The sequence below is a fragment of the Enterobacter sp. ZOR0014 genome, from assembly GCF_000798855.1.
Lineage (GTDB): Bacteria > Pseudomonadota > Gammaproteobacteria > Enterobacterales > Enterobacteriaceae > Enterobacter > Enterobacter kobei.
In genome coordinates this window covers 1-25,623 of the sequence record NZ_JTLF01000193.1, presented here as the reverse complement: position 1 = coordinate 25,623, position 25,623 = coordinate 1, and the positions used below count along the sequence as shown (strand labels likewise).

The 25,623-nt window shown below is 53.6% G+C and carries 23 protein-coding genes and 1 pseudogene; all 24 read right to left on the bottom strand.

All coding sequences use genetic code 11. From position 1 onward, the window contains the following. Positions 1–40 precede the first annotated feature (40 nt). The 24 genes and pseudogenes from excA to L977_RS10565 all read right to left on the bottom strand — a co-directional run bounded on the left by excA (position 41) and on the right by L977_RS10565 (position 25,308). The gene (gene excA, locus L977_RS10670) at positions 41–673 is read right to left on the bottom strand and encodes a plasmid IncI1-type surface exclusion protein ExcA (protein WP_047625722.1); all 633 of its coding nucleotides are present in this window, start codon (positions 671–673) and stop codon (positions 41–43) included. 61 nt (positions 674–734) lie between these two features. Beyond that, positions 735–2,894, bottom strand: coding sequence for a DotA/TraY family protein (locus L977_RS10665; RefSeq protein WP_047625721.1), 2,160 nt, complete (start codon positions 2,892–2,894; stop codon positions 735–737). Positions 2,895–2,951: 57 nt separating this feature from the next. After that, the gene (traX, locus tag L977_RS10660; RefSeq protein ID WP_154299599.1) at positions 2,952–3,494 is read right to left on the bottom strand and encodes a conjugal transfer protein TraX; all 543 of its coding nucleotides are present in this window, start codon (positions 3,492–3,494) and stop codon (positions 2,952–2,954) included. Further along, complete coding sequence (traW, locus tag L977_RS10655) at positions 3,491–4,693, bottom strand: conjugal transfer protein TraW (RefSeq protein ID WP_032650382.1); 1,203 nt, start codon at positions 4,691–4,693, stop codon at positions 3,491–3,493. Before traW ends, traX begins: the two co-directional genes overlap by 4 nt. 12 nt (positions 4,694–4,705) lie before the next feature. After that, positions 4,706–5,275: a hypothetical protein gene (locus L977_RS10650; RefSeq protein WP_047625730.1), complete on the bottom strand. Its 570-nt coding sequence runs from the start codon at positions 5,273–5,275 to the stop codon at positions 4,706–4,708. Then, positions 5,275–8,328, bottom strand: coding sequence for a conjugal transfer protein (locus L977_RS10645; RefSeq protein WP_047625720.1), 3,054 nt, complete (start codon positions 8,326–8,328; stop codon positions 5,275–5,277). Before L977_RS10645 ends, L977_RS10650 begins: the two co-directional genes overlap by 1 nt. Positions 8,329–8,414: 86 nt before the next feature. Next, a complete protein-coding gene (locus L977_RS10640) occupies positions 8,415–9,140 on the bottom strand; it encodes a hypothetical protein (RefSeq protein WP_065189804.1) in 726 nt (241 codons plus the stop codon). Positions 9,141–9,323: 183 nt separating this feature from the next. Continuing rightward, positions 9,324–9,728: a DUF6750 family protein gene (locus L977_RS10635; protein WP_022649996.1), complete on the bottom strand. Its 405-nt coding sequence runs from the start codon at positions 9,726–9,728 to the stop codon at positions 9,324–9,326. Positions 9,729–9,762: 34 nt separating this feature from the next. Further along, a complete protein-coding gene (gene traQ, locus L977_RS10630) occupies positions 9,763–10,287 on the bottom strand; it encodes a conjugal transfer protein TraQ (protein WP_047625719.1) in 525 nt (174 codons plus the stop codon). Then, entirely contained in the window at positions 10,287–11,060 is a 774-nt protein-coding gene (gene traP, locus L977_RS24495) for a conjugal transfer protein TraP (protein WP_123839398.1), read from the bottom strand. Before traP ends, traQ begins: the two co-directional genes overlap by 1 nt. Beyond that, positions 11,041–12,348 carry a conjugal transfer protein TraO gene (gene traO / locus L977_RS10620; RefSeq protein WP_047625718.1) on the bottom strand — a complete coding sequence of 436 codons (1,308 nt, stop codon included), beginning with the start codon at positions 12,346–12,348 and terminating at the stop codon, positions 11,041–11,043. The genes traP and traO overlap by 20 nt, the downstream gene beginning before the upstream one ends. Next, positions 12,348–13,328 (bottom strand): DotH/IcmK family type IV secretion protein, encoded by a 981-nt coding sequence (locus L977_RS10615; RefSeq protein WP_047625717.1) that lies wholly within the window; start codon positions 13,326–13,328, stop codon positions 12,348–12,350. The genes traO and L977_RS10615 overlap by 1 nt, the downstream gene beginning before the upstream one ends. 10 nt (positions 13,329–13,338) lie before the next feature. Then, positions 13,339–13,956, bottom strand: a complete 618-nt coding sequence (locus L977_RS10610) for a DotI/IcmL family type IV secretion protein (RefSeq protein ID WP_179297403.1) — start codon at positions 13,954–13,956, stop codon at positions 13,339–13,341. 89 nt (positions 13,957–14,045) lie between these two features. Then, positions 14,046–14,396, bottom strand: coding sequence for a hypothetical protein (locus L977_RS10605; protein WP_022649990.1), 351 nt, complete (start codon positions 14,394–14,396; stop codon positions 14,046–14,048). 1,283 nt (positions 14,397–15,679) lie between these two features. Continuing rightward, positions 15,680–17,956 (bottom strand): annotated as a pseudogene (locus tag L977_RS25230) (LPD7 domain-containing protein); the annotation flags it as partial. Positions 17,957–18,027: 71 nt separating this feature from the next. After that, complete coding sequence (locus tag L977_RS10595) at positions 18,028–18,315, bottom strand: hypothetical protein (protein ID WP_022649988.1); 288 nt, start codon at positions 18,313–18,315, stop codon at positions 18,028–18,030. After that, the gene (traJ, locus tag L977_RS10590; protein WP_229564264.1) at positions 18,312–19,472 is read right to left on the bottom strand and encodes a plasmid transfer ATPase TraJ; all 1,161 of its coding nucleotides are present in this window, start codon (positions 19,470–19,472) and stop codon (positions 18,312–18,314) included. The genes L977_RS10595 and traJ overlap by 4 nt, the downstream gene beginning before the upstream one ends. A 12-nt stretch (positions 19,473–19,484) precedes the next feature. Beyond that, a complete protein-coding gene (locus L977_RS10585; protein WP_047625715.1) occupies positions 19,485–20,291 on the bottom strand; it encodes a type IV secretory system conjugative DNA transfer family protein in 807 nt (268 codons plus the stop codon). Next, on the bottom strand, positions 20,288–20,761 hold the full coding sequence (locus L977_RS10580) for a DotD/TraH family lipoprotein (RefSeq protein ID WP_032650400.1): 474 nt from the start codon (positions 20,759–20,761) through the stop codon (positions 20,288–20,290). Before L977_RS10580 ends, L977_RS10585 begins: the two co-directional genes overlap by 4 nt. Before the next feature lie 70 nt (positions 20,762–20,831). After that, positions 20,832–21,248, bottom strand: coding sequence for a hypothetical protein (locus L977_RS24490; protein ID WP_125365859.1), 417 nt, complete (start codon positions 21,246–21,248; stop codon positions 20,832–20,834). A gap of 109 nt (positions 21,249–21,357) precedes the next feature. Beyond that, the gene (locus tag L977_RS10575; protein ID WP_047625714.1) at positions 21,358–22,563 is read right to left on the bottom strand and encodes a conjugal transfer protein TraF; all 1,206 of its coding nucleotides are present in this window, start codon (positions 22,561–22,563) and stop codon (positions 21,358–21,360) included. A 105-nt stretch (positions 22,564–22,668) separates the two neighbouring features. Next, complete coding sequence (locus L977_RS10570; RefSeq protein WP_047625713.1) at positions 22,669–23,505, bottom strand: hypothetical protein; 837 nt, start codon at positions 23,503–23,505, stop codon at positions 22,669–22,671. 146 nt (positions 23,506–23,651) lie between these two features. Beyond that, a complete protein-coding gene (locus L977_RS24485; RefSeq protein ID WP_075205937.1) occupies positions 23,652–24,128 on the bottom strand; it encodes a hypothetical protein in 477 nt (158 codons plus the stop codon). Between the two features lie 19 nt (positions 24,129–24,147). Beyond that, entirely contained in the window at positions 24,148–25,308 is a 1,161-nt protein-coding gene (locus L977_RS10565) for a site-specific integrase (RefSeq protein WP_047625727.1), read from the bottom strand. Positions 25,309–25,623: the final 315 nt, after the last annotated feature.

The window sequence follows — 25,623 nt, the reverse complement described above, 5'->3', positions numbered from 1 at the left end:
CAATTAAACCGGCTATTTATTGGAGGGTATTGGATGTGTTTCAGGCAAGAACGGGAACAGGTAGCCCTGTCAGAGATTCGATCTCGGCACGTTTTTTATTCACGACATCGTTGAAGTTGAAGTTATAGGTGTATCCTTTGTTGTTCATTGCATGCAGATGGTTAGCAATACTGGATGCAGCACCGGTATCGATAGGAATCATCGGCAATGATGTGAACCTTGTAAAGAGACGCAACTTTGAATCTTCAACCTCTGTACGTGTCAGGCTGTAAGCATCGAAGCCAATGACATCCATGACATTGCCCGGGTAGATTCGGACGTACAAAAAGGTTCCTTGCTGAAAGTCAAAACCCAGGTAGGTACTTTTCCAGAAGAGCCAGCCCTCAGAAGTGCTTTCCGGGTTGAAATGCCCTGTCTCCTTGATTTTCTCAACAACAGCAAGGATCTTTTTTTTGCGTTTCTTGGCTATAACATAATTGATGGCAAATGGACCGAATAACAGTAAGCAACTTGTTATGGCGTATAGATATGCCTCCGGGCGTACGTACTCATCCATGATGATTGAAATGGAGCATAGAAAAAAAATCAGCAAGAAAGAGATTATACCGAACTTTAAAAATAAAGACTTTGCAACAGAGTATAAAACCCACCACTTAGGGAATCTATCTTTCACAGTAAACCCTCCTTAGGTATTTCACTCAATGTTATAGCACTACTGGATAGATGTCCACATCTCAACTTTTTATTCCATCATTATTTGTTTCCCCTGGACCATTCATACCCTTCGTATTAACGCCAGGGGTATGCCGTATATTCCTCCCACCGGCTACGAACATATCTTTGACAGAACCAGCCATGCTTCCAAGAGTATTTGCTGCATCTCTACCGCCAAGGAACGAAATGACGTAGTCAGGTAAATATGCCTGTAAGGCAAATATGCTAGATACCAGTGTCGTGCAAATTCGAGCATAGATCATTAAAAAACCAGCCATGCTGAATAAACCTGTTAACGAGTTGGCTTGAACATTGACCAGTGCGACACCAAAAAGTGCATGAAGGATAGTGCCAGTAGCAACAATCGCAACAGATGCAAAGAAAAATCCAAAAACCATAAGTGCGGGACGAATCATGGTATCTATAAAGTAAATGTAACCATAAGCCGCACGACTGCCTCGATCCTGAGACGTACCTAGGTGAGTTGCCCCCCATAGAGGTCCCGCTGCGCAACCTACTAGAACACTGACAATCCAGTTACCAATTCCAGTCATCCAGAAGATAAACGGAATAAATGGCAAATAGATTGAAAGTGTAAATCCCGCGCTAAACATAAGTAGTAACAAGAAATATACTGCTGGCGAAATGGCATCAAGCCCTTTATCTACAGCGCTAATTGCTCCTGTCATATTGACAACCTTCCCGAGAAGGGATGACTCTCCACCCGCAACAGCAGCCCGTATGACCGTGTATGCTGTTAAAGTTCCCTCCGCTGCAACCAGCGTGTAATCTCCAACATTTTTCATTTTAACTAATGGGTTTACCTGCCCTGTTGAGGTTCCTGTCCCACTATAATTTGTTGCGATGTTGCTGGTTAAACTGACGAAAAATGGAGCGAACGAGTTCATTAATATGCTATTTGGGTCGTTACCTTCAGAAGCACTTAACTCGTTTTGTGATGTTGCTGTACCTGCTGGAGGTGCATAATTAGAGTTTTGTAACTGGGTACGGTAGGCGCTCATTACCGCACTGAACAGGTCTCCGCTGCCAATTTCCCCAAGGGATGACATCCCACTGGTTGCCGGCGCGCGACTGGCAACTTCTGTCAGGCGTTGATTGGCCGTTGCAAAAGTCTGGTACCAGGCACCGAGAGCCGCCCAGCCATAAGTGTCGAGGTAATTCCTGACAGCATCCTGTATGCCATTTTGTTCACTCTGCGCCGGTAGTGCGCGCTGAACAGTTTGTTCGTACGTACTGGCTGCTCTCTGAATGCGGGTTTCAATATCCGGGAGTGTGCCGTTGCCGGTTGTTCGTTTATTCATAAACCCTGCCATAAACTCGCTGGCCGCGCTGTCCATATCCTGGATCATTGCTTCCATAGCTTTGTTTTGCGCATCCACCACTTCACTTGTATCGCGGTTACTGAAGGGGTTAAAGAAGCTTCCGGAACCAGACGAGGAGTCCGATTTCTGTTGTTCCGGTATCGTCGCCGTGCCGCACACACCGCTGCCGTTGGTGACCCGGTAGGTATAATTCCCTCCAGAAGAACCGGATACCCCTGCCATTCTGGCTGTGGTCGAGTTTGCCGTGCTGTTGTAATCGTCCAGCGCAGTATTGATGGCATATTTACAAAGCTGCATCTCAAAAATACCGCGTGCAGAAGTTCGGGTCGAAGCCTGTGTGGGCTGGACAGTCAGGGAGTAGCCGCTGGCAATATCACTGGCTGCTTTGGACACCATCAGGTTGGCAGAACCTACGCCCATAATCGACGCGCCCCAGAGAATTATGAGCTGGGACATGCTCCAGCCATTGGCGGTCGGGATAATCATCAAAAATCCTGACACTGTGCTCAGTGTGCTGGTGATATCGCGATCCCCGCTGAATACCTTGCCCTGATGCCCCGTTTTATTAATGTGCTTCAGACCAATAAATACAAACCAGACGACGGCAAGGACGGCGATAATTCCGTTAAACAGAGCAAACAGATTCCCGATCATCGTGGTATTGCCGGCGGCGAGAGGGTCCAGCACCACATCGCCGAAGATAGTGACCAGTGCCTGTCGGGAGAGGTCCTGTGCATTGGTTGCAGCAGAGACTATGTCATCGTAAGTGACACCTGCGCGTGCCGGGGTAACAGAGATAAGCAGCCCTGCACAAAGCGCACGAATGAGATTTTTCACGGTAACTCCGGATAATGCATGAATGCCGGGATGTCGGCAGGAGGCAGAGAAGGGCAGCTATTTCCCGAGAATGGCATCTCGTACGGCATGGGTTTCCGCCATGAAATGCTGAAAGGTGCCTCTTTCAGCAAGACTTACGCGACGGTTGCGTAACTGCCACAGTCGGTAGGTTACGATTAGCGCTTTTGACCATGCCACGCCAGCACCGGAAAACAGCACCACACAGGTGCTGATCTGGTGCGCGGAGATACTCCCGCCAATAATGAATGGTGTCAGTGCTGCAAGCGGAACCGGTATGGCCATAAGCCAGAACAGCACTCGCCAGCGCCTGCGCTGGCTCACATACCCCTTATCCAGCTGTGCGGGGGTACAACCTGATTCCGCAACGGCTTTTTCCCAGTCAGGAGAAGCCGGCGGTTTGTCGTCAGTAATGAGCTCCGGAAAAGCATCACGCATTCGCTCAATATTTCGTGAGGTCATGTGCCGGGCAGCCCGCAAATACCACTTCGTTTCCTGCAATGGCAGAAATATGCTCAGCAGTCCCCGGGTAATACGTCCAGGTAGTCCTTTTTTCCGTGTGACTGTTTTTTCCAGTGTCATTTGGCAGCTCCCTGGTTCATGGCTGATTCGAGTTGTTTCAGACGTGGGGCGTAGGACTGGCGGGCAAAGGCGGCGAGTAGCTGGCCGTCGATCACGTTCCCTTTGCGCAGCAACTCTTTAATGTCGTTAAGTTGCCAGTTCATCTGTGCTGTAGTTCGGATGAGTTCGCGCATAAGGTTATCTCCGTCCATTTGCTGCAGGTCGGAGAGATAGGCTGTGTTGGCATATCGACGTCCGGCCTCAAACGATTCAAATTCTCGCTGGCTCATGTAGCCCTTCGCTTTCGCCTCCGGCGAAGCCACATTGTCAAAATACTGCGCTGCGGAAGGTGACTGCAGAGCTTCTTTCAGGGCATCACGGGTGGTTTCACTGGTCTTACTGTCGGCAATCAGCGAGAGCTGAGGTTCAGACGCGGCATCGATGATACCGTTGTACTCGTTGAGCAACCCTACATACGTACGACCGGTAACAGTGTTGACTTCACCTTTGCCTGGCGTGCGGCCTGCTGAAGGGCGAGCCGTGTTTTTCATGTAGGCCATAGCGGCATCAATCTGTTCCTGTGACCAGGAAAGTGCCGGTGCCTGCCCTTCAGGTCCCGCGCCGCCATAGATGGAGCGTACCTGACTGTCACCTCCGGGCAAATTACTGACGGCAGGGCAGATACCGGTTCCGCCAAAGCGTTCATATTCTGCTGCCGTACAGTACGCGGCATGTACGTTCGCACCGTCATAAGCGTCGCGGGCCTGTTCTTCCGATGCTGTAGAAATCCTCTTCCGCACCGCTGAACTGGAAACACCTTTGCCTGATGAGAGTTTTGACGCGGCGCTGCCTGATGCACTTTTACTTTGTGCTGCCACACCGGATGCGGAATCACTACAGATCGAATCCGGTACCGAAAAACTCTGCCGTGCCTCCTCCAGACGTTGGGTTTCATTATTGAAAATCATTTGCTGACGAGTAGCCTGCCCATCCTGATTAATCAGGGCGCCGAGCTTGTCGGCGTTCTGTGTGATGGCTGTGCCGGTTGCCTGTTGCATCTGTAGTATTTCGACCAGAGTAGCCTGGATGGTGGCCATCTCAGGCAGAACCTGAGTCGTGATCGGAACGCTGGAGTTCACGTTGACCGTTAAAGCACTGGCAACAGTGGGAAGGCTGGACGCGATGGCCAGCGCCAGCGCGGGGAGATGACGTTGTATCATGAAATTCTCCGTTTATTTGAGCGGGGTAAACACGTCGGGAAGGCGGGTTGACTGTGTGCCGGGGGCGAGGGCGACCAGAGGGAAGGTCTGAAAGCGTCTGCTGATACGTCCTTCCCGGCTGCGGGTGTCTATGATTGTCAGCCCACGACGCGTGATTCTTGCATGAGCTGGAGGGGTGATATCCAGTACCGGCCAGTCTCCCGGGCTGAGTTGTGGGGTATCTGCCCCCTCCGGCCATAACCAGGTATCATCAGTTAACACCGCCCCTGTATTTTCAGGTAGCAACCACTGGACCACATGACGCGATTCCCGCACCGGTTCGCCTGGCTCATTGACCTGCCAGATGGCTGTTGTGACCAGCTGGCGTGGTCGCGCTTTGAGTGAAAGAAGCACGCCACAGGCCTCTTGCGTTGCCCGGCGATCGGTCGCGTATACCGCCCGGGAGTTCACTGCACTGTCTGTACGGAAGTGTCGGGACGGCAGGACGAACTCCACGCCGTCGGCATCGATCACCAGGCGGGAAAGACTGACCTGGCCCTTTACCGGGCGGCGACAGCGTGGCGTCAGGTGGATGGAACACATCAAAGGTCATACCCCAGCTCATTTATCATTTCGTCTGCCATCAATTCGATGACGCCCTTATCACCACGGGCGCCACTGTTACGCTCCCTGTACTCAATGAGTTTTTTTGCGGATCCACGAGGGAACTTCTCCGCCAGTAACTGACGGGCACGGGCAGTACCGATCGTATCCGAGAGATTTCTGCGTAGCGCGCCGTCTTTTTTGTCTGAGTTAAGCGACCACAGCTCCAGCGGTCCGAGCGTAAACCGGACAATCCGTGCCAGCGTCCCCTGGGTTGTGCGCATCATACATAGCATCGGTACGCCACTACCGTCTGCAGCCGGACCAGCTGGCATACGCAGGAATGCATGAAGATTGTGTTCGGGGATCTTAAAACTGTCCCGTAAAAGTGGAATATCTTCCTGGCGGAAGCGCAGCAGCCAGAGGGTGTTGGCAGAGTCGAGCAGGCTTTTCGGATAGTCGGTAAGGAACTGGGTACTCAGCACCGTGCGGATACCAAACTTACGTTGTTCACGATCCTGCGTATCCAGTGCTTCGAAGATGAAATCAATGCCTTTGACGTTGTGCAGTTCGTCATAGATTTTGGTTTTCATTTCACTATCGAGCTGGTTGATGCGTCGCATAATGCCCGGGAGGTAGGCTTCCGGCAGTATTTGCATTACCTCATCCTGATACTGCGGCAGCAAAAAATCACCCGCAGTGATGTGGCCAGCAAAGAGGAACATGATGCCGGTTTTCAGTCTGCCTGCCGGGGTCTTATCGCCGGCTACGTTGTTTAAGTCTACGGCAATAATGCGTGTGTTCGGGTTCAGCGCAAAACGAGTCCGACTGGCCATCATTGGGTAGTCCTGTCGGGCCTGAATCATGCAGCGCTCAATGTACTCCACCAGGGGCTCCTGTGAGCCGTTACGCTGTATTCGGCCAAAAGTCTCCTGAATAACCTCACTGCGTAGTAGCGCGGGCATATCAGCAAGTTCTGGTACCGCCTGGTAGTGTGCCCGCTGAGCCGCAGATAACTGTCCACGTTCATGCAGGAGGTCACGTACTTCGTACCATGGTGTCGCGGCCCACCACTCCGGATCGTGCTCACCCCACAAACCGGATGACTCCAGTGCCGCATCCACTTCTGGCTCTACGTTTGAACGGAACATGTTTGGCTCAATACCACTACGCATGTCATACGCCAGATCAATCAGGCGATTCACTATTTGCCGGGTATCTGTAGGGTTAGGCGGGGTCCCTTTATCCGGTTCGATACAGAAGGCCGTCAACATGGACGCGATAAATTGCTTCTCTGGTGTCACTGGCTTACGAGCGCCGTACAGGATGTCGAAGACATTGCGTGATTTAGACGGGTCGTTGCTGAGTATGATGCCGACTGCTTCGTCCTTTCTCTCTTCTGGCAGACTGTCACGTATCAGCTGGATTAACCCCATCGCGCTGAATCCTTTATCAATGTGAGCCACATAAGGAAGCGAAACCTGGGCGGAAGATACCTGTATTTCCGTCAGGGTATTAATCAGTACCGATTTACCCAGACCCGAATCGCCAGGGGCAAGTTCGGTATGCTTGTTCTGTCGAGAAGACCCCAGCCCGACTTCCCAGGCGCATCCGTCTTCCGTGTGCAGCATCAGGTTGCCTTCCCCTCGCCAGACGGTACCTGGTCGGTTGAAAGGCAGCATCGATAGCGCATGGGAGAGTGGCGGGTAAAGCGGAACAGGGCCGGAGCCCGCTGACGCGGCCAGCATACTGTTGACCCATCCCCTGCGAGGATCACCGAATGTGGTGGTCGTGTTACAGACTCCCCAGCCCTGCAACGCTGATTCAAGCAGCATCTGATTACGGGAGCATATTTCCCGGGTATGCCCCCAGGTGGACGCCACAATGGTCATCACGCAGACCGGATCGCGTTCATCCGTTGCAGCCAGCTGTGTGAAAGCGTCGTAAAGTGGGCGAATAGAGGGAATAAATTGTCCAAATGATGAAATAGTCTTTTTCCAGCCCAGCGCTTTCATCCCGCCAGGCATGATGTCGATTCGTATGCGCCAGGGAACGGAACGTGGAACCAATTTCACAAGCTCATTGAAGGGGCGGGGATGCTGAGGCGGAAGTGTTATGGCCACCATGCCGTGCCACAGCCCCCCTGCATGCACCAGATTACCTTCTGTTTCTGGCGTACAACCAAATACCTGAAGATTCAGGAAGGGAGCTAGCAGTGCTGTAGCGTCGCCCTCCTGAAGCGCACCCGCTGGCGCAGCCTTCCCCGGTAATGCCGGGCGCCATGCGGCCGATGTGCTGTTGCGTGCTGTTTCACGTCTGATTTCATTACAGAACTCAGGCACATCAAGCAGGCGGACAAGCAAGCCGTCTCCACCGCGTACGAGTGCTTTTTCAAGAGTGGTGATAAAGCTGTCGTGCCGGATCTTCAGACCAGACATTTGCCAGCGCCAGGGCTCCTGACCAAAGCGCGCGACAGGTGCTTTATCCTGAATGGCCCGAACGGTGGCGTTAAAATCGGTTCGTTCCTGATGACTAACCAGTGTCGGAGAGCTCCAGACGGCAAGCCAGCAGCGCTCACGAACAAGCCACGGAGAAATGACATTGATCTTCTCATTAAGCAGGTCATCCAGCTGGACGCCGATGTGCTGAATTGAACGCATTTGCGGGGCGATCATGGCGCTGACTTCGTCACGCCCTTTTTCCGGGTCACGTTCGAAAATGAAGGCCAGTTTATGGCCGATATTTTTCCAGGTGGTGCTGAGCGTGGACGCGAGGTGCGCGATCATTCCTTCAAACGCATCCGGATGATCGTCTGAGGCTGTTTCCGACATTTCACGCAATGCCCCGGATATTTCGAATACAGAAAGGAAATAGCCATGATGGGTGACACCTATATAAGGCGCTTCCAGCCAGGGTCTGAGCTCCAGATCTTGTTTGTCCAGTCCGATCACCGTACGAATGTCGCAGTAGTCGACAAAGTCAGCAGAGACGGCGAAACGGGAACAGGTATTCATAACGTCTTCAATAGTGAAGACAAGGCGGTTGATATTCATAGCTGCGAAGACTCCACCGGAATGGCGTGTATTGATGGGCGAGGCGCTTCTGTGGGCGCATCTGCGGGATAAGGCTTGCGTTAGGTTTACGTGACAGTGGTACCAGATGACTGTGAGGATAATATTGTTGTCTGCGAGGCTCCTGACAGAACGTCACTGTCCGTCACTGAATCAGGTGTCAGGATCAACGCCACTCCGTTCATTTTTTGTCGCATTTCATCGCGCATGACTGGCGGGAAACGTTTAAGCGCATCTGCATAGTCAGCTGGTCGCCATCCCCCGAAACGTTCTTCCAGAGGAAGACGATGGCGGGTCAGTTCCGACAGTACCCGACGGCCTTCCCGAACCTCGCCTGGTCTGGTGCTGAAGACGGCCTGCAGGGCTTTTCGGTTCAGGGCAACAACATTACGTGGGTGCAGGTCCGGTAGCCAGACCATGATCCCCTGAGCAGCAGCAAATCCGTTGAGGGCATGCCAGGCATGGCATAGGTAACAGAGGTGAAACGGTGTCGTGAGCCGTTCTAATTCAGCATGTTCGATGTCAGACAGCAGACTGGTGTCGGTCAGCAGTGTTTTGGGGATGTGTCGCAAAGCAATCCGGCGGGCGGCAAGTGATGCGTGCTGCATCCCGGTCCGGGCAGCTTTCAGAGCCCGGGCGTGTTTCTCATATTCAACCGGTACCTGCGGGGTGGGACGTGACTCCAGCTGAGCCAGCGTGTCTTTCGCTCTGACGAGTCGGGTCCTGGCATCCTGCGCGTCTTCCGCAAGTCGGGATAATGGCAGGGATTCCGGTAACACAAACAGATGTTTCATGTCAGCACTACAGCAATAACACCGCCCTCCCGAAACGCTCTCGGGGGGAGGAAGTAAAGGGGCTGTGGAATGGACAACATCAGGAACCGGAAGCGGATGTAGCCATGGACAGTCAGGTGTCTTTTTCTTTTTGCTCATCGTTTTCTCCTGAAAGGGTCGGTAAATACCGACCCTTTCCTGTGGTTAGCTGATATTGACAGAGCTGGTACCGAGCTGTTTCTGGGTTCGTCCCATAATTTCAGGGACTACGGCCAGTAGTGCGCCGATGGCCAGACCTGCACAGCAGCGGCCTACGGTGATCTGCGGATTGGTGCCCACTTTTTTGAAGGACAGCAGGGAACCGATGAAGATGAACACACCGATCGCCTGGGCGATTTCCAGACCGGAAGTTTTACCGCTTTTGGCACCAGAGGCGGCGCTACCAAACATATCGGCGAGATCGCCATCAGCGAAGGCCATGCCGGGTAACAGGAACGTGACCAGAGCACACAGCCCCTGAATCATGCGCTCGCGGCACTGCATCATGGTCAGCTGGCAGAAAATAACGACGGCATAAAGACGCGCGGAAATAGCACGGAAAAGTGACATAGTGTCTCCTTGGGTTATAAAAAAACGAAGTGTGTTAAAAAGAGAGGCCGAGAGTGGCAAGTGCGGCATCGATGAGTTGAGGTGAAAAGACCATACCGGTCCCTGCAAACAGTTTTACTGTCGCAGCGCGAATGCTTTCACTTGAACTGAGTGCGGTGTGCCCCTCAAGCTCTGATCGTCGAAACATATCGAGTGCCGCATAGACAAACCCCACTCCTGCTAGCCGGACCAGAGAAAGTACGGCGTTTGCAGCCCCGGCAGCAACGCCGTAGGTGGCGGGTTGCACATACGCGATTGCATCAAAAGATGTGGCGCCAAAGCCAAGCTGCGCACCACTGGCATTAATGATGGAGGGGAGAGATACCAGCGCGGCGCAGAAAAAAAGGCCAATAGCAAACTTGCCCGGGGACAATGGACTTCGACTGGAACGTTGCCGGGTCAGAAGTGCGATGAGGCCAAAAAAACCAATCATCTCGGACCAGCTGAACAATAAATCCAGCCCAGCGGTGAAGATGCCCGAAGCAAGATTCTCTATTAGCGTGACGGCATCCAGTGCCATTAGCGCAGGGTTCCTCCGGTTGTCACCACAGAGCGCGTGGCAGGATCAATCTGACGAATAGTGACTTTACCCAGCGTATCCCCCTCCCGGACTGACCAGGTACTGCCCTGCCATTTGATCCACGCCATTCCTGCTTCCAGCGACATGATTTTCATGCCTGCAACAGCACTGGTTGTCTGCCGTTTCTGGGGCCGGGAAGCTGTTTTTGAGGCATCAGAGGTGCTTACGCGGGTTTCCAGAACAGCCAGCTTCTGTGTCAGCTCATTAAGCTGTGCACGCGTTTCTACTGCGTAAGCCTCATCCCTTTTGATAGCATCAGACAGGCGCGTAACGCTGTCTTTCAGCGACGTCAGAGAGTCATTTATCTTGCGGTCACGATCGTTCAGCTCGTCACGGATATCCGTCATCATGCTCGCCCTGTCGTCCTGAGCCATTGGCAGGGACGTATGTGCCGCCGGTTGCGCCGCGGCTGGCGAGACAGCCTGCTGCGGAACAGACTCAACCGTACTATGCTGTGCACCGTCGAGTGTATTTTCAACTTCACTGAAGCTGGTTTCAGACGGCGTATTATTCGTCAATGACAGTGATGGACCGAACAGGTACCAGAGGCTGGCCACTGCCAGAAGCGTTATCCCGAGAAGCCACGGCAGAGAATAGCCAAACAGCAGGTCTCGCTTCCAGAAGGGCGGTTTCTCGCGAGGATCTGGCGCGCCAAAATCATCCTCGCTTTCCAGTGTTTCTTCTTCAGGCATATCAATTTTCTGGTTCATCATTGTTCCTCACGGGTACGGTATCGCCATACTGACGACGGATTTCAGCCTGGCGGCGCGCGATGGCTTCCTGCAGGCGGGTTTCGGTTTGCTGCTCTGCGGCAGCGGGTGCTGATAAGGAGCTATTGATTGCGGGGCGAGCCGCTTTATTACTGCTGACAATGTCGTCAGAAGTAACCGAGTCAACGAAGAGAATGGAGATAACTTCTTTCTGCTTCACGGTGACCTGGCGGAACGGCTCACGGGCCATCTCCTGTTTGATGACTTCCGCCCCGGTCTGGGCTGTGCCGCCAACCATTACGCCAGCCACTGTGCTGCCATCAGGTTTCCCCACTCGTCCGGTGACGGTACCGACACTGGACTGCATAACCTGAGTGTTAGCATCCTTGTACAGACCGCCAAGATCACCAAGACCTCCCAGTACAGCGGGCAGAACGATGTGAGTTCCCCATCGATGGTTAACATCAGAGGCCACTGAAGACATCAGGTTTTTCTCGCTCTGAGCGCTAGCATTGACGTTCAGCTCCATGCCGTTCCAGCTCATACTGGTAAACCTGATATCCAGCCCATTACCGGCAAGTTTTACGGATGAGCTATGAAGTCTGGCGCCAGCCAGCGGCCCGGCAGGAATAACCGCAACAACCTCTGAGTTGGGGTTATCTGAATCCACGGCAGTCTCCATATAACCGGCCGCACGCGTAAGTGCGTGGATGAAGACCTGTGCACTCTCTGTTTCAGTTTTTGTCTCTGCCAGGTTTCCTGTGCCAGTCGCTGGCGATGTCTGCGTAACACTTGCCAGGGCAGTTGCCAGCACCGGTGCATCGCCGCCAGTCTGTGCGTCACTGATCCGCTTAAGCAGTTTTTGCAGTTGAGCCTGGCGCTTTTCGTTTGCCTGCTCTTCTCCGGCCGGGTTTTCCGCATGGCGTGATGCTGCTGGCGGCGGAGGTGGCAGGTCCACCGGTTTTGTTTCTGGCACCTTATCCGGAGGGGGTTCCGTGACTTCAAGGCCGACCGGGAGACTGGCGATGAAGGATGAATCGGTCCGTGCGGCTTCCTGCGCGCCTAGATCGTTTGAGGCTTTAAGCAGTTCACGGTAACGCGGGCTCTCCGTCGTGGTGGTTACGGCACTTGAGGCCGTACCGTTAAGGTTGACGGCAGAATCTGTTCCTGAAGGGTCATGTGTCAGCCACGACATGGCCAGATAACCCGCGGTCACTAAAACCAGGGCACTAAATCCAATTATTGAAAAAAGTTTTTTGCCGTTCTTACCGGCATCCTGTTCTGCGCTCATTACTGAAGCTCCGGCGTGACGTGAACGGATTTCCCGTTTACTGAGAAGGTCAGTAACGGGGTGACGGGGAGTTTCCAGAGATGCGTACCATCCGCTGAAGAGAGTGTCTGTTCAAACTCGTCGCGCAGCATTGCGCGGGAACGGACCATCAGATCATCACCGCTTTGCCAGATCGCAGTGTCAGGGACGTTGCCCTGGAATTTAAGGCGACGGGCATCTTCTGGTGGTGTGCCATCCAGAAAAGCCTGCAACGTGGCGCTGTGGAGTGCGATTTTATCGACGGGTACGCCCGGGGCTGCTGAGCCAGGACCCAGACGCGGGACGCGTAAATCCAGCCGACTGTCGATCTCCTGACTGGCAGTACGGGTGTCTGTCTCACCACTTGTCACATTGATCATGATTGGAACATCAAGCCCTTTCAGATATACGGAAATATTCCCCGCCGCCCACGGGCGCAGTGGTGTTATGGCCAGCATGTTGGTTCCAGCATTGAACTTCACATCAAAACTCTTCGGGCTGGCATTAATTGGCGGCTCTGACTGTGGCCACGGTGCGCCACTGATGTCCGTCAGGGTGACGACGCTCTGGTTATTCATGGCCGTGCGTACCAGCGGGATACTGGCGCCTGGAGAAAGATTGAGGGTTAATGAACTGATACGCGGAACCACGCTTATCATTGGGGCATTTACAGAACGCTCGTTGTCGGTCAGTCGAAGCCTCAATTCGCGTATCTCATCCGCTGACAGAGGCGAGTCTAAACCTGCTGCCTCATCTACCAGCGGCGAGCTTTGTTCCGGGGGCGGGAGCTCTCCACTAATCCGGGTTGCCGGTACACCTGTTGTTTGCGCTTCTGCCCCCTGAGGAGCGGCGGCAGTTGTTGCACCAGGCGTCCTGGCATCCTGCCAGCCAGTATTGTCAGCGGCGGCTACGAGGGCCGGACCACACAGCAGTAGTGTGGTCATGAGATAACGAAGTTTCATGGCGGGAGCCTCAGAGGTTGCGGGGAGCGTTGCGTGAGATCATCTGGCGGATTTCCATCCCGACGGGTTTCTGTCGTGGATCTACGCGCTGGATGGTAATTTCGAAAACAAACGGTTGTTCAGGCTTGCTGGTCGTCTGCCCAACCAGGCGCAAACGTACCGGATACTGCATTGTCCAGAACCAGGTTCCGTCAGACAGACGCCCACGCCGGATGACGACACCAGCCCCTACGGAGCCGGTAAGATTCATACGCTCGCGTTTCAGGGCATCGTAGATATTGGAGTTGGTTAGCGCCTGGATGTAACTGGCGTGTCCTGCTTCAGAGAACAGCGATGCTGTAGAGGATACCTGTTCACGATAATGAACGAAGTCCAGGTTAAAGGCCCGCATCAGAGCCTTGCTGCCAAAGGCGATGGCATCGTCCTGGCTCCATGCTGGTTCGGAAGTGGGAGCCAGGCGAACCAGGCGCCCACTGTCGGTGGCAAAGTAATCCCGTGGCTGTTGTATCAGAGCCCAGGTCAGGCCAGCATTGAGGATGATGCTGATAAGCAGGCCACTCCCCAGCAGGAGGTTACTCTTCATCAGCTCTGGTGCCATTTTCTGGCGTTTTTCTGCCGTTTTCATCATGTTCACGGCGTTTTTCAGCGGATCCTCCGCAGGGGAGGGGGCCCGCCCCTTTGCAGGGGGGGCTGATTGTGTCTGTTTTGTCATAGGTTTCAGGAGTTGAAGTTTTTCCAGGGATCGATGTTGTCTGGGATCTGTTCGTTGACTTTATCCAGGGCCGCTTCGCAGACCTTATTTTCCAGTTGCGAAATGATTTCATCGAGCCCGGGGAATTGCGGCAGGGTCACCTTGACGTTCTTGATACGGGACAGACAGGACTGCAGGGAGGATGAGACATTGCTTTCGCGCTGTTCCCAGGCTGTTGCGGCCGCCCTGGCTCGCTCATAACCAGCCTGGCTACCCGCTTCAGCAGCACTTCCTGCTCGGCAGGTTGCCGCCGCAGCGGCGGCAGAAAAAAGCATGAAGCCGGACAAAAGTCCGGCTTTAAGCATGTGATATCGCATTCTCTCTCCTTATCGGCTTAGCGGCCGGGGCTGTGGGAGTGTTCCTGATGAAGCGCTTTTTCCTGTCTGCCCTCCGGCTTTCGGGCGTCATCCCATTGTTTCCAGGTCTGTTCAAAACCGAGGCGCTGGAACAAGGTATCTGCCTGTTTTTCCGGTGTGTAGAGCCGGGCGGGAAGCGGTGTATCCTCTTCCCGACCTTTCAGGTGGAACGTCATCAGCTGAGGTGCGGCACGGGTGGTGCCGTCGGGTTCGAAATTCACCGCCTGTCCGTAGCCTGCAAAGCGGGGACCGTCATCGGTGATGGCATTAATAACCAGCTGACTGTTGTCAGTGGTTGGCGTGGCCAGTGCCGGATACAGCGTGCCATCCAGACGAACCATCCCCTGGAGGTGTTCCCCCGCAGACTGGACAAGCAGCAGATCTAACTGGTTTGACTGTGTGTCCATAGAGGCCATGACGGGTACCAGCCTGTCTGGTGCTTCCGTGGACGGTGGCGAAATGCTGGCTGCGGCTACCGGTGACTTTACAGGATGCCTGTCTTCGCCCAGATAAAACTGACGCTCTTCCAGGCGAGGTGGCAGCTTCAGGTCTGTGGTGTACTCAGGCCAGGCCTGTCGGATTTGCTGTGTGAGGCGGCCAAACGTATCGACCGGGAAAGCCTGAAGGGGCTGTCCCTGCTCCGGTCGATCATGTGCCACGGCAAGACCTGTTGAGGCGGACGTCAATGACCAGTTATTTTTTACGCGCTCTTTTTCCTCACCAGGTACCTGCCAGCTGTCACGGGAATTGAGCGTCAGCGTGACCACATCGCCTGTTTTGTGGTGCGCGATCAGTTCCCGTAAATCCTGCCCCCAGTAGGTATGACTTCCACCGCGGTTCTGTAGCTCGATAAAGAAGCTCTTGCCCTTTTGCTCTTTATTTTCGTACATCGCTTCACCAAAGTTCTTGAGGACCGCCGTGACGCTCTGGCCTGGTTTCAGTGCAGAGGGAGCGGGCTCAGCGGGCATCTCAGGGACCCGGATGCTGTCGGCCTGCTCAGGCGCTACAGGCTCTGTTGAGGGTGAAACGGCAGGCTGCTTTACGGCAGTTGCCTGTGCTGACGGCGTCGGTGATACGGGGGGCACGGGTATGCCCGGAGCGTCAGGGGTAACAGCTTCGGGGGCGGCTGTTGCCGGTGACACTGGCGATGCGGCATCAGGTGATGGAGTCTGTCGGTTCAGGTCCGGCGTAGGAATATGCGTTGTGACTGAATCCCTGGTTGCCCCAAACTGTTGCCGCAGAGCCTCAAGCTGCGCGCGCTGCGCAGGCAGCTTCATGCGGATATCGAGGTCATATTCAATAATGAGCCGCATGGCCTGCTCTTTAAACTGAGTACTGCCGGTGAGCTCCACCACGCCGCCGTAATAGCGTGATGCCACGGCCAGCGCGGCGAGCACCTTGCGCTTGTCCTCACTCGCACCGTTACACATTTCGAGACGGTTGCCGAGATCGTGAAACGCATCTTCCCCGTCGAGACGGTAAAGCACCTTATTGTCACGCTGTTCTTCCGTTGACAGGGCTTTAATGATTTCATCGAGATCTTCTCGCTGAAGCGGTTCCGGCCTTCGCGGTCCGTAGACAAGCCCATCCGCTTCATGCATCTCACTCTCTGCCGTTTCCTTCCTGCCCGGGGAGGGCTCTGACGTGTTTGGATCCACATCGGCAGTTTGCGCCTGCTCCTGTTTTTGCCCGGTTGATGTTACTCCGGGGGATTGTGGAGGGATTGGTAATTCAGGAACGATCGGCTCCGGAGACTCAGCGTCTGTTTCATGTGACGCTGCCCCAGGCTTCAGGGTTTGTTTGCCCGTTTCTGGCAGTTCATGGTCTGTCTGTCGTTCCTGAGCAGGCATATGGGGAATGTCATCAGACTGACTGTTCACCCATTCAGCAAATTGTGGGTCGTCCATCTGCGCGCGTATGTCTGCATAATCATCGAGGCCAGGGACCGGTATATTCGATCCTGATTCGACGGCACTATAACTACGCTGACCGGCATCCGCAGAAGATGTCGCGATCGTCCCGTCCGTGGTGCTCTGCGTATCAGGAATTAAAACATCAGCGTCTCGCAGGGACGTGGGGGCGGGTTCATCGTGTTCAGCCTTATTCTCAACCGGTGCCGCACTGATACTGGCTTCATCGGGCGGCATCACCACTGCCGGAGAGATTATTTCAGGTTCAGGCGGGGGGGGAGGCGCTGGGTTTACTGACTCATCCTGCCTGTGGCTTTCAGACGGAATAACGACAGGTTCATCCGGGGCAATCGAAGACTGGCCGGATTCCTGGCTTTCCAGATTTTCCATTTTTGGGTCCTGTTGTGAGAGAAATTGTGCATCGTTGGGTGCGTAGTCTGTCCGGATATCGATGCCGGCAGACCTGAGGCGGTCGCTGATGTGCTCACGGAAGGCTTCTCTGCCCCTGCTGGTATCGAGATCGTTGAAGTCCGTCAGCAAGCGTGCTTTTTCTTCTTCGGTGAAATCAGGGACGATGACTCTGCCGCCCGTGAGTTCTGCCGCTTTCTCAGCGCTCAGGATGCCCTTATTTTCAGGTTGTCCTGTCTGCGCATTCTTCAGCTGATGATCATTGTCTGCACAGAAAATAAAAGGACTGTCAGGCCAGACGGCACGAGCATTCTGGCCAACGGCAATCATGTTTCCCGCATCAACCGTCATCAGTACCGGCAGACCTGATGCCTCATGCAGAGAGGCTGCTGTGGCATATCCTTCAGCAAACAGCAAAGGCAGGCCATTCTGTGGCGTCCCCAGTGCAAACCAGTTACCTGTTTTTTCACTGTCTTTAAGGATGCGGGCGTCTTTTCCGCCAGTGAGCGGAATACGCTGGTAGGAGCGTATGTCGCCATGCGCATTGCTGAAGGGGATCACAAGTTCTTGCTTATCGTTGATTCTTATACCCGGCGCAGCCTCCACACCCTTACGGGTCAGATAGGCGTTCGTTGTAGCCTGCGGGTAGCGTTCAACATATCGGGCGGCGTACTCCGCCTGCCGGTTGTACTGTTGCTCCAGAGCACGGGCATTGTCTTCACGCGTTTGCTGGGCGTGTGCACGGAGATGAAGACGCGCAAGCGGATCCATCTCGCCACCACCTGAAAACACCCACTGCGTCGGTTTAGCGTCGGCGCTGCGATAATCGCGGTACCATCCGGCAGGGCGCCCGTCCAGGTAAGCCTTGTAAGCTCCGCTTTTCGAACCTTTCTTGTCCTGTTTCGTCGGTACGCGCTGAAGGCTTCCATCCATCACGGGGAGCCCCTTAACCAGCAGTCCTGCTTCTTCGAGTTTTTGAGCAAACTCTGTTACCGGATCGTCCGCATTCATCGACAGTTCATGGGGGCGGGGCATCCATCGCTCGAACCTGGTCAGGTCGGCTCCTGGTCGGGCATACCAGAGGCGGTGCTCATCGTCCCATTTAAGGGCTTTCTGCCCATCGCTGAGACGCGGGTGGGCGTTGATGGCGTCGTCCTTCTCTTCGTGAGGTACGGCAAGCCATACGCGGTGACTTTTTTGCATGGTCACATTCCTGGAAGATATTGAGGGAGTAGCGCGGGAGCGCTATGGGGAACGAACGGGTTACATCGGGTTCAGAGACCAGTCCAGTCTCGTGGTTTTTCAACAAAATGCCGGTACCACCAGGGGCGACCGGAGGCAATCTTTCCCCTGAAGGTACTTATTACGCGCAGGCAGATAGCCCGTACACTCCAGCCAAAGAAATTCAGGGCAACAAAGAATCCCAGAATGGCGGAACAGATATACAGCGTCTTCATGGACGGCCAGCGAAACCAGACCAGATACAGCAATAGGAACGGCAGCGGGATACCAAAAAAGGTGACAGGCGGTGTGGCATAGCGCCAGAATCCTTCTCGTTTCAATGTCTAAGCTCCTGTGTCGGTAGGTAGAGTGCCGCTTCGTGTCTGTCTATATCACCCGTTACGTAACCTTCACGCACTTGATCGACAATGCGCCTTTTCTCCAGTCTCAGGATGTTATCGATGTGGGCCGGCCACTTCTCTGACGGGAGATTCTGTAGTGCATCGCGTAGCTCATCGTCGAAAACGATGTATTCCCGGAGAGCCCGGCGTTTGCCGTCTGTCGTTCTGACAAGTACCTGGACTACGATAAACCGTAACATCCCAAGCATCTCCCAGGCGCGTGCATCACGAATCTGAGGCGGGAACAGACCAAGCAGTCGGTTCAGGGTTTCACCTGGTGATTTAGAGTGCAGTGTACCGATGGTTAAATGTCCGCTTTCACCGGCCTGGACAGAAGCCTCTGCTGTTTCCGTGTCACGAATTTCCCCGATACCGATGACCTCCGGGTTTCGGCGCATTGCGGAGCGAAGCCCATCTGCAAAACTTGCGACGTCACGTCTTACCTGAGCCTGATGCGGCGGCAGAAGGTCGTCGGGGCGGCCGAGAATGTACTCTACTGGATCTTCGTAGGTCACAATTTTGCGATCGGGCTGTGTGTCCTGGCAGTGGCGATACAACGCCGCCTGCAACGTTGATTTACCCGAACCCGTTTCACCGCAAATAAGACCCAGCCCGGTTTTTGGCAGCATTGCCGCTGCCAGATCGGGCTCGATACCCAGCTTCAGAAAATCGGGAATGATGTGGGGGATCACACGCAGAGTGACGGAGAGAGCCTTTTCTTCCCGGGCAGATGTCCCCTGGATGATGTGCGCGCGTAGCCGCACGCGTTCCCCCCTTTCCAGGCCATATCGCCCATGCATGTCGCCGTCGATTTGAATGGCTCTGTCCAGCGGGCTTCCACCCTGCACTCGGGGGCGCACTTCTGGCCCCAGCAGATCGTCAAGCATATTTCCCAGCATGATATTCGGCAGTATGGTGTCTGAGACTCTCTCACGTCGGCCATAACGACTCACTGAAACTGGTGAGCCGCCAACCAGATCCACATCACTGACTCCATGTGCCGAACACCAGGCAAAAAATGTCCTGAACTCGTCGGCGGTATAGGCACCGCTGAACGGGAAAAGCCCGAACGAGTCAGGGATAGCTGATATGTTCACGAGGAAAACTCCTTACTGGATGGTAACGGACGGGCGCCAGCGTGTTTTCTGTAGCTCAAACGATGCATGTGATTTGAGTCGGCGAACACGATCGCCGGTAACGAGCTTCTGACCACTACCAGTAACAGTCTGCTGCTGCTCAGTGACTTCCGGCCGGGAAATCATGCCCCGTCGCCAGAGCAGGGAATAAAGCATCATGCCGCGATAGTCCCGGGTGAGTTGATTCATGCTGGCCTCAAAGGTCAGATCGGCATTTTCGCGACCTTCCTGCCAGCCTTTTTTCAGTGCGTCTTCCCAGACCTTTCTCTGGGCGCTGTCTTCCGGCACAACCAGACCTTCTGTGCCAGGGGTTGCCGTGGTGGCCAGACCGCGTAGTAACCAGCTGCGCCAGCTGGGCGGGTTACTGACGAATCGCTCCGGTCGGATGATGGTCCAGACTTTTGAGGCTGTGCGAATTTGATCAGGAGTGATGTGTGCTACGTCCTGCGCTTCATCAATAACCGGAGGAAGCCAGCCTTCAGGGCTGATAAGTGGACGGAAATCGTAAAGGGCATTGAGGGTGGATTCGCGGGCGTTGAGTGCCTGGGTTAACTCCCATGCCCGCTGGGATTTTCCTCCCCGGAATCCCAGTGTTCTGCCGGCATCAGTAAGCATCTGCCAGCGCGTTTCGGACAGACCTTCTGGTCTTTGTCGCTCCGGGTTGAGCCAGGCCTGCATATCCGGAGGTGGTGCCCCTGTATCTGTCGGTGAAGCCGGCCGCTCTCCTGCACACCCAGTCAGGAGCAGAGCAGGGAATAGTAACAAGAGAAAGCATTTCATTTCTTTCTGGTCTCCGGTTGCATGAAGTTGAGCTGGAGCAGCCCAGGGTACTGATTCAGGGTTGCGCGCCATGCGGTCTGCGCTTCGATAACGCGCAACACATTGCTGAACGTCATGCCACGAACGTGCAATGTTACGGGCAAGGGCAGGCGAACGCCGCTGTAGTTGAACTGCAGGCCACGTGCCCGCGCCAGTTCATCCAGTAGCTCCACAGCATCACCTTCCCAGTCGAAAGAGACGTCAGCGCTGTTGGAGCGAATGATCTCCATGGATGATGGCGCGGTTTTCGAACCGGACCAGACACCGTTATTCCACATCTGATACTGTGTGTGACGGGTAACGGCAACGGATGAGGCCGCGCCGTAACGGTCAGGGGAAGGAGAAACTGGAGACGTTGATGGCGTAGTCCAGGACTGGCAGCCGGCGAGCAGGGAGATGGCCAACACGCCGGGAAGCATTAAATAATTCATGGTAGTTACCTTGCCGGGGGGCGACGGAGATTAAAGCCAGAAGATTCAGTGGGCGAGGCTTATGATGCCGTTAATTTTGATGTTTACTTTTCCTGCGTATCCAGCCAATTAATTCAGATGGTTGATTATTTGCGGTCATCCAGAATAAAAGTCCGAATACAGAGAAAGTGAGATAAAACTGCCTGATGGTATCGTCAACACGCTCTTTCCAGTCATCCTCATCAATTAATACCGTTTTGCATACCTGAGGCATTACAAGAGGAGATGGCGGGCCGCTATCGTTTGATTGTTTACATTCTCTTACCATGCCTGGTGGTGCATCACCGGTAAGTGATCGGGCCTGTTCAAGGAAGGTGTCGGCGAGCGAGTGGTTGAATCCAAATAACATGAACAGAATAAAAAAACCGGTGGCTGGCGCAGTTATCAGGCTGCTGAAAGCAACACTGCTGATCTGATGCAATACATGTACATATCGGAAAGATTTCATCTTCAACGGTCTCAGCGGGAGAAAGTTCGGGGGGATTACAGCCAGTGCACAGGGGGATAACTCACAAAGAAACGGCAGAGGAAGCCCATTGCGGGCTTCCCCTAAACTATCAGAACGTGAACTGCAACTGTGCGACCGCACCGTAGGTCCGATCGGTTCCTGCAATACCGGTCAGGTCCAGATGTACTACGTCGAAAGGAGAGAAGCCCAGACCCGCAGTGAAAGCGTTGCCCTCGCTGGAGACCATGTTCTGACGATAACCCGCGCGTACCTGCATCCAGTTCCAGGCATTCAGCTCTGCACCCACACTGGCGAACTGGCGTTTGTCATCCCGCTCAAAGCGGCTGGCTTCGGTCAGATCCACATCGAGAGCGGTGGTCAGGATACTGTTACTCCATGCCACGCCTGCAGTGGCCTGTGGTTTTACTTTGAATGTTTCTTTCTCACCATTCACTGCTTTAGTGTCAACGGTGCGGGCGATGATGTTCTGTACTGCGAGACCCAGCATCCAGTTGTCGCCGAGGTTTGTTGCCAGACCGATGTCGGCGTTAAATCCGGTTTTAGTATTGCGGTAGTCATCCGAATTCAGGTCATTTTTGTCGAAGTCGTTTACCTTTGCGCTGTAGTTGAAAAGATCGATGCGTTGATACTTGGGCGTGATCCCCAGTGACCAGCTATGTCCCGCTGTTTCAAATTCGTGCGCCATAGCCACACCGACATCGGTGATAACGGCAGCCCGACCATAAGCGCGGGACGTTAGTGCATCCTTGTCTACCGTATCTGACGGGATGGCCCCGCTGGCGATATTATCGAGATACTGTAGATCGTGATCACTGACCTTGCCGTTTACGGAAACGGTGCCCCAGGACTTCACGACAACCGCAAATGGCAGCACCTTATTAGGAGTGGTAGCAATGACAGATGCCCCGACCTGTCCGTTTGCTTTTACGTCCTTCAGGTCTTCCAGCTTGTTGCGTAATGCGGCTGCACTTTCGCTGACACCGCTCTGGCGGTCAACTGCATTGTCAAAATTGTTCCACAGATCCTTTACGTCATCGGTATTATCGATGGCATTATCTGGGTCTGCTACCTGGACACCTACGGACGGCAGCACCAGGCTGAAGTCATCGTTAGCGCCAAATTTCGTCAGGAGTGCCGGGTTGGATAAGGCAGCTGTACCGTAATGTGCGGAAGCTACGCCAGTCCCGCCCATCGCATCGCTGCGGGCTTCCATATAAGAGGTTGCAGCTCCTGCATGAAATGCCATCATGACGGCGGAAGATATCAGTGTTTTTGCAATGTGAGTCTTTTTCATAAGTAAATTTCCTGTAGTCCTGTCTGGATTTAGGGCAAAAGAAGGTCCTGATGCGGCAGCATCAAAATTTTCTTTTTCTTTTTTAATTCAGATTTTCAGCGTGGTTTAAAGCTGTCTGAATATAAGTACGGGTAACGTTGTTCCGTGTTCAAGTGCTGTAGCCAGCCCTGCACCTAAGGTGACGGGGCGGATAGTACCTGTTGCTGCGTGTTCCCTGAGGAGTCGCTCTTTCCAGCATTCCTGCTCTGTACTCAGGGTGCGCGTAATAATTGATAGCACCGGAAAATACGTCAGCTGAGATGAAGATATTTTCTTCTTAATTAATATGCCGTTTCGTTCCTGCTCTTTATCCTCAGTTGTATTTTCAGTCTTCCAGAAAATAATGCTGTCATTTTTATTTTCGGCTGAAGGAATAATTACCTCCCGGAAAGTTTCTTCCGTTTGTGGCCATTGATGACTCGCGCTGCCTGTGTCGACAGGGGGAACGTTGCTTCCAAGCAACCAGCCAGGCGAAACGAAAAACCAGTCAGCGAGCGCCTGGAGAAGCGGGGTGGACAGATAGTCCATTGTACGTTCCCTGTCCTGTAGCACACTAACCCGGACATTCCATGACGACAGCAGTTCGGCGATGTCCGTCGGGATAAGCTCGTGTGACTGCATCAGTAGCTCAAAGCGGTCTATAACGCTGATTGCAGTATTACTGAATGGCAGGAAGATATCGCGAAAAGAGCCTTCAATTACCATATTCAGCAACTCTGACTGAGAAATTCCAATTTTGCCTGACAGCTCATCAATCAGTTGACGGGTACCAGGTCGCAACCGAAGTGATGTGGTCTGCATGGGCTTCTTATCATTGCGCTGAAGCAGTTCTGCAATCCTGTTCCGATCAAGGTCGGGGAGCGCCAGAAGCGAGGTGAAAATTGCTGTAAGACTGTTTGCCACATGGCCCCCTTAAGTGAAATTAAACTTTGTTACTCAGTGGGTTAAAGAATAATTAATCGTGATGCGTATGTATAACGAGTTAATTCGATCGTGTAGATCGACTGCGTTTGCGTGTTCGTTTTAATTACGTTTGTGTATTTACTTTTTTAACGCGCTTTCCGGCGCGGACGAATGAGTACAAGCACGCCGGTTTCAGGTACGGTTATCCAGCGCCATTCCTGTAAAAATGTTTGCAGCCGTATCCCGTTTCTGATGGCTGGAGGTATCGTGACTATGGTGCAGCGCCAGCGGTGCGTTTCCCCCATTTTTGACATCAGGATAGTCATGCTTTTCAGGTGTGCCGGTCGCATCAGATGGGATGTGAAGTACACCGGCGTGCTGTCCCTTTGTAGCGCCAGCTGCAACGTGGCCAGAAAGCTCCGGTGAAAGCGTGCCGCACGCCGGAGATTAAGATGGCCAACCCGGTCAAATGTCGACAGATGCAGGGTTGTGTAATGCTTCTTACGATGTCGAACCAAGGCCGTTCGGAACCCTTTCCAGGGCGTCACGGCACTGACGATTGTCATTATCGGGCAATACAGCAGTAGCGTTAGTGGTACTGCTGAAAGGAGAATCAAAAACACAGCCCCTCCAGAAGAAAAGTTATACCAGGGCCGACAGTGCCTGGTCGGGGTTAAGCGGACATATCATGATGTGATTGTTTGTCCTGACAGGAAGCTCCCCCGGCGCGGGGACTCGTTCGCCGCGCTGGGCTGCAAGAGCCAGTGTCCGCAGTAGCAGTTCGCTGGCGCGGGCCAATGCAAGTTCGCGAGTCGGCGCTGATACCGTCAGATTTTCGAAATCGCATAGCATTACCTTGATGTCACCTGACTCTTCGCTGTCCTGCTCAACCTGGGCAGGATAGGGCACGAAGTAGGGGGCGATCTTTTGAGTCTGACGCCGTCGCGCGTCCAGCTTGCTGACCAGTTGGTAAGCTCTCAGATGGGTGTAGCGCTTTAGCATATTCATCGAGCGGTGGCCTGATATAGCTGCGACCTCCATAACGTTCAGCGTACCGAGTTCGAAGAAACGGCTGATGGCCTCGTGCCGAAGATCATGAAAATGCAGATTTTCGATAGAGAGTTCCTTGAGGGCATTTCGCCAGGCGCTTTTGAAACCGGATGACGTATAGGAAAACAACTTACCTTTTAGCTGGGCCGGCATCATCTGAAGGAGGTTACGAGCCTTACGTGAGAGAGGAACATCTCGCGATGAGCCATTCTTGGTATCGGGCAGATGTGCTACGCCGTGCTGCAGGTCAATGTATTCCCATTGCAGGTTAAGGATTTCACCCTGGCGCATGGCTGTCTCAAGCGCGAGATGAAAAATTATATACAGCATTAAGTTTCGTTCGCGGAAATAACGGGACAGTCTGCGCTCTTCACTGGATGTCAGGCGGCGATCGCGACCTTTGGATACTTTAGGTTTACGCACCAGTTCGACCGGATTGCTACGACATGTCCCCCATTCCACTCGTGCAATTCCAAAAAGTGATGATAACAGCGCCAGTTCAAGCCTTACTGTATTGCCAGAGATAGGGTTCCCAGTCCTGGGGTTGCACTGCGTCAACCTTTCATCACGGTAGGCTGCAATATCAACTGTGGTGATCTCATCCATGTTCCGGCTGGCCAGTGGGTGCCGTTTAATCACATTGACCCGGTAAAATTCCTGAAGATGGCCCTTTTTGTGAACTGATACCGACTCGTAATATTTATCGAGTCCCCGACTGAGGGACATTTTTCTTAAACGCGCAACAGAAGACATTATTACTCCCAAAAAGGCGAAGAAAATAAAGCCTTGCGCGAAAAATGCAATAACACTGTCAATCCGGTACTTGGAATTCTCCTGCAGGTAAACCAAAGATGACGGAATACACGTATACAAACTACAACTCGTCACACAACTATTACGGTATCGGAGTTCACGATTTCTGTACTTCTCAGTACGGTAATGAAAACGACCGCGATGACAGTTGGAGAGGTGTTGAGAGATTGTCTGACGGGTCTTGGCGAATAAACGTTAAGGACGGTAGTGAGACTGCAATGTGTCTAGATTGGTAACTGTCAATCCGGTGCGTGG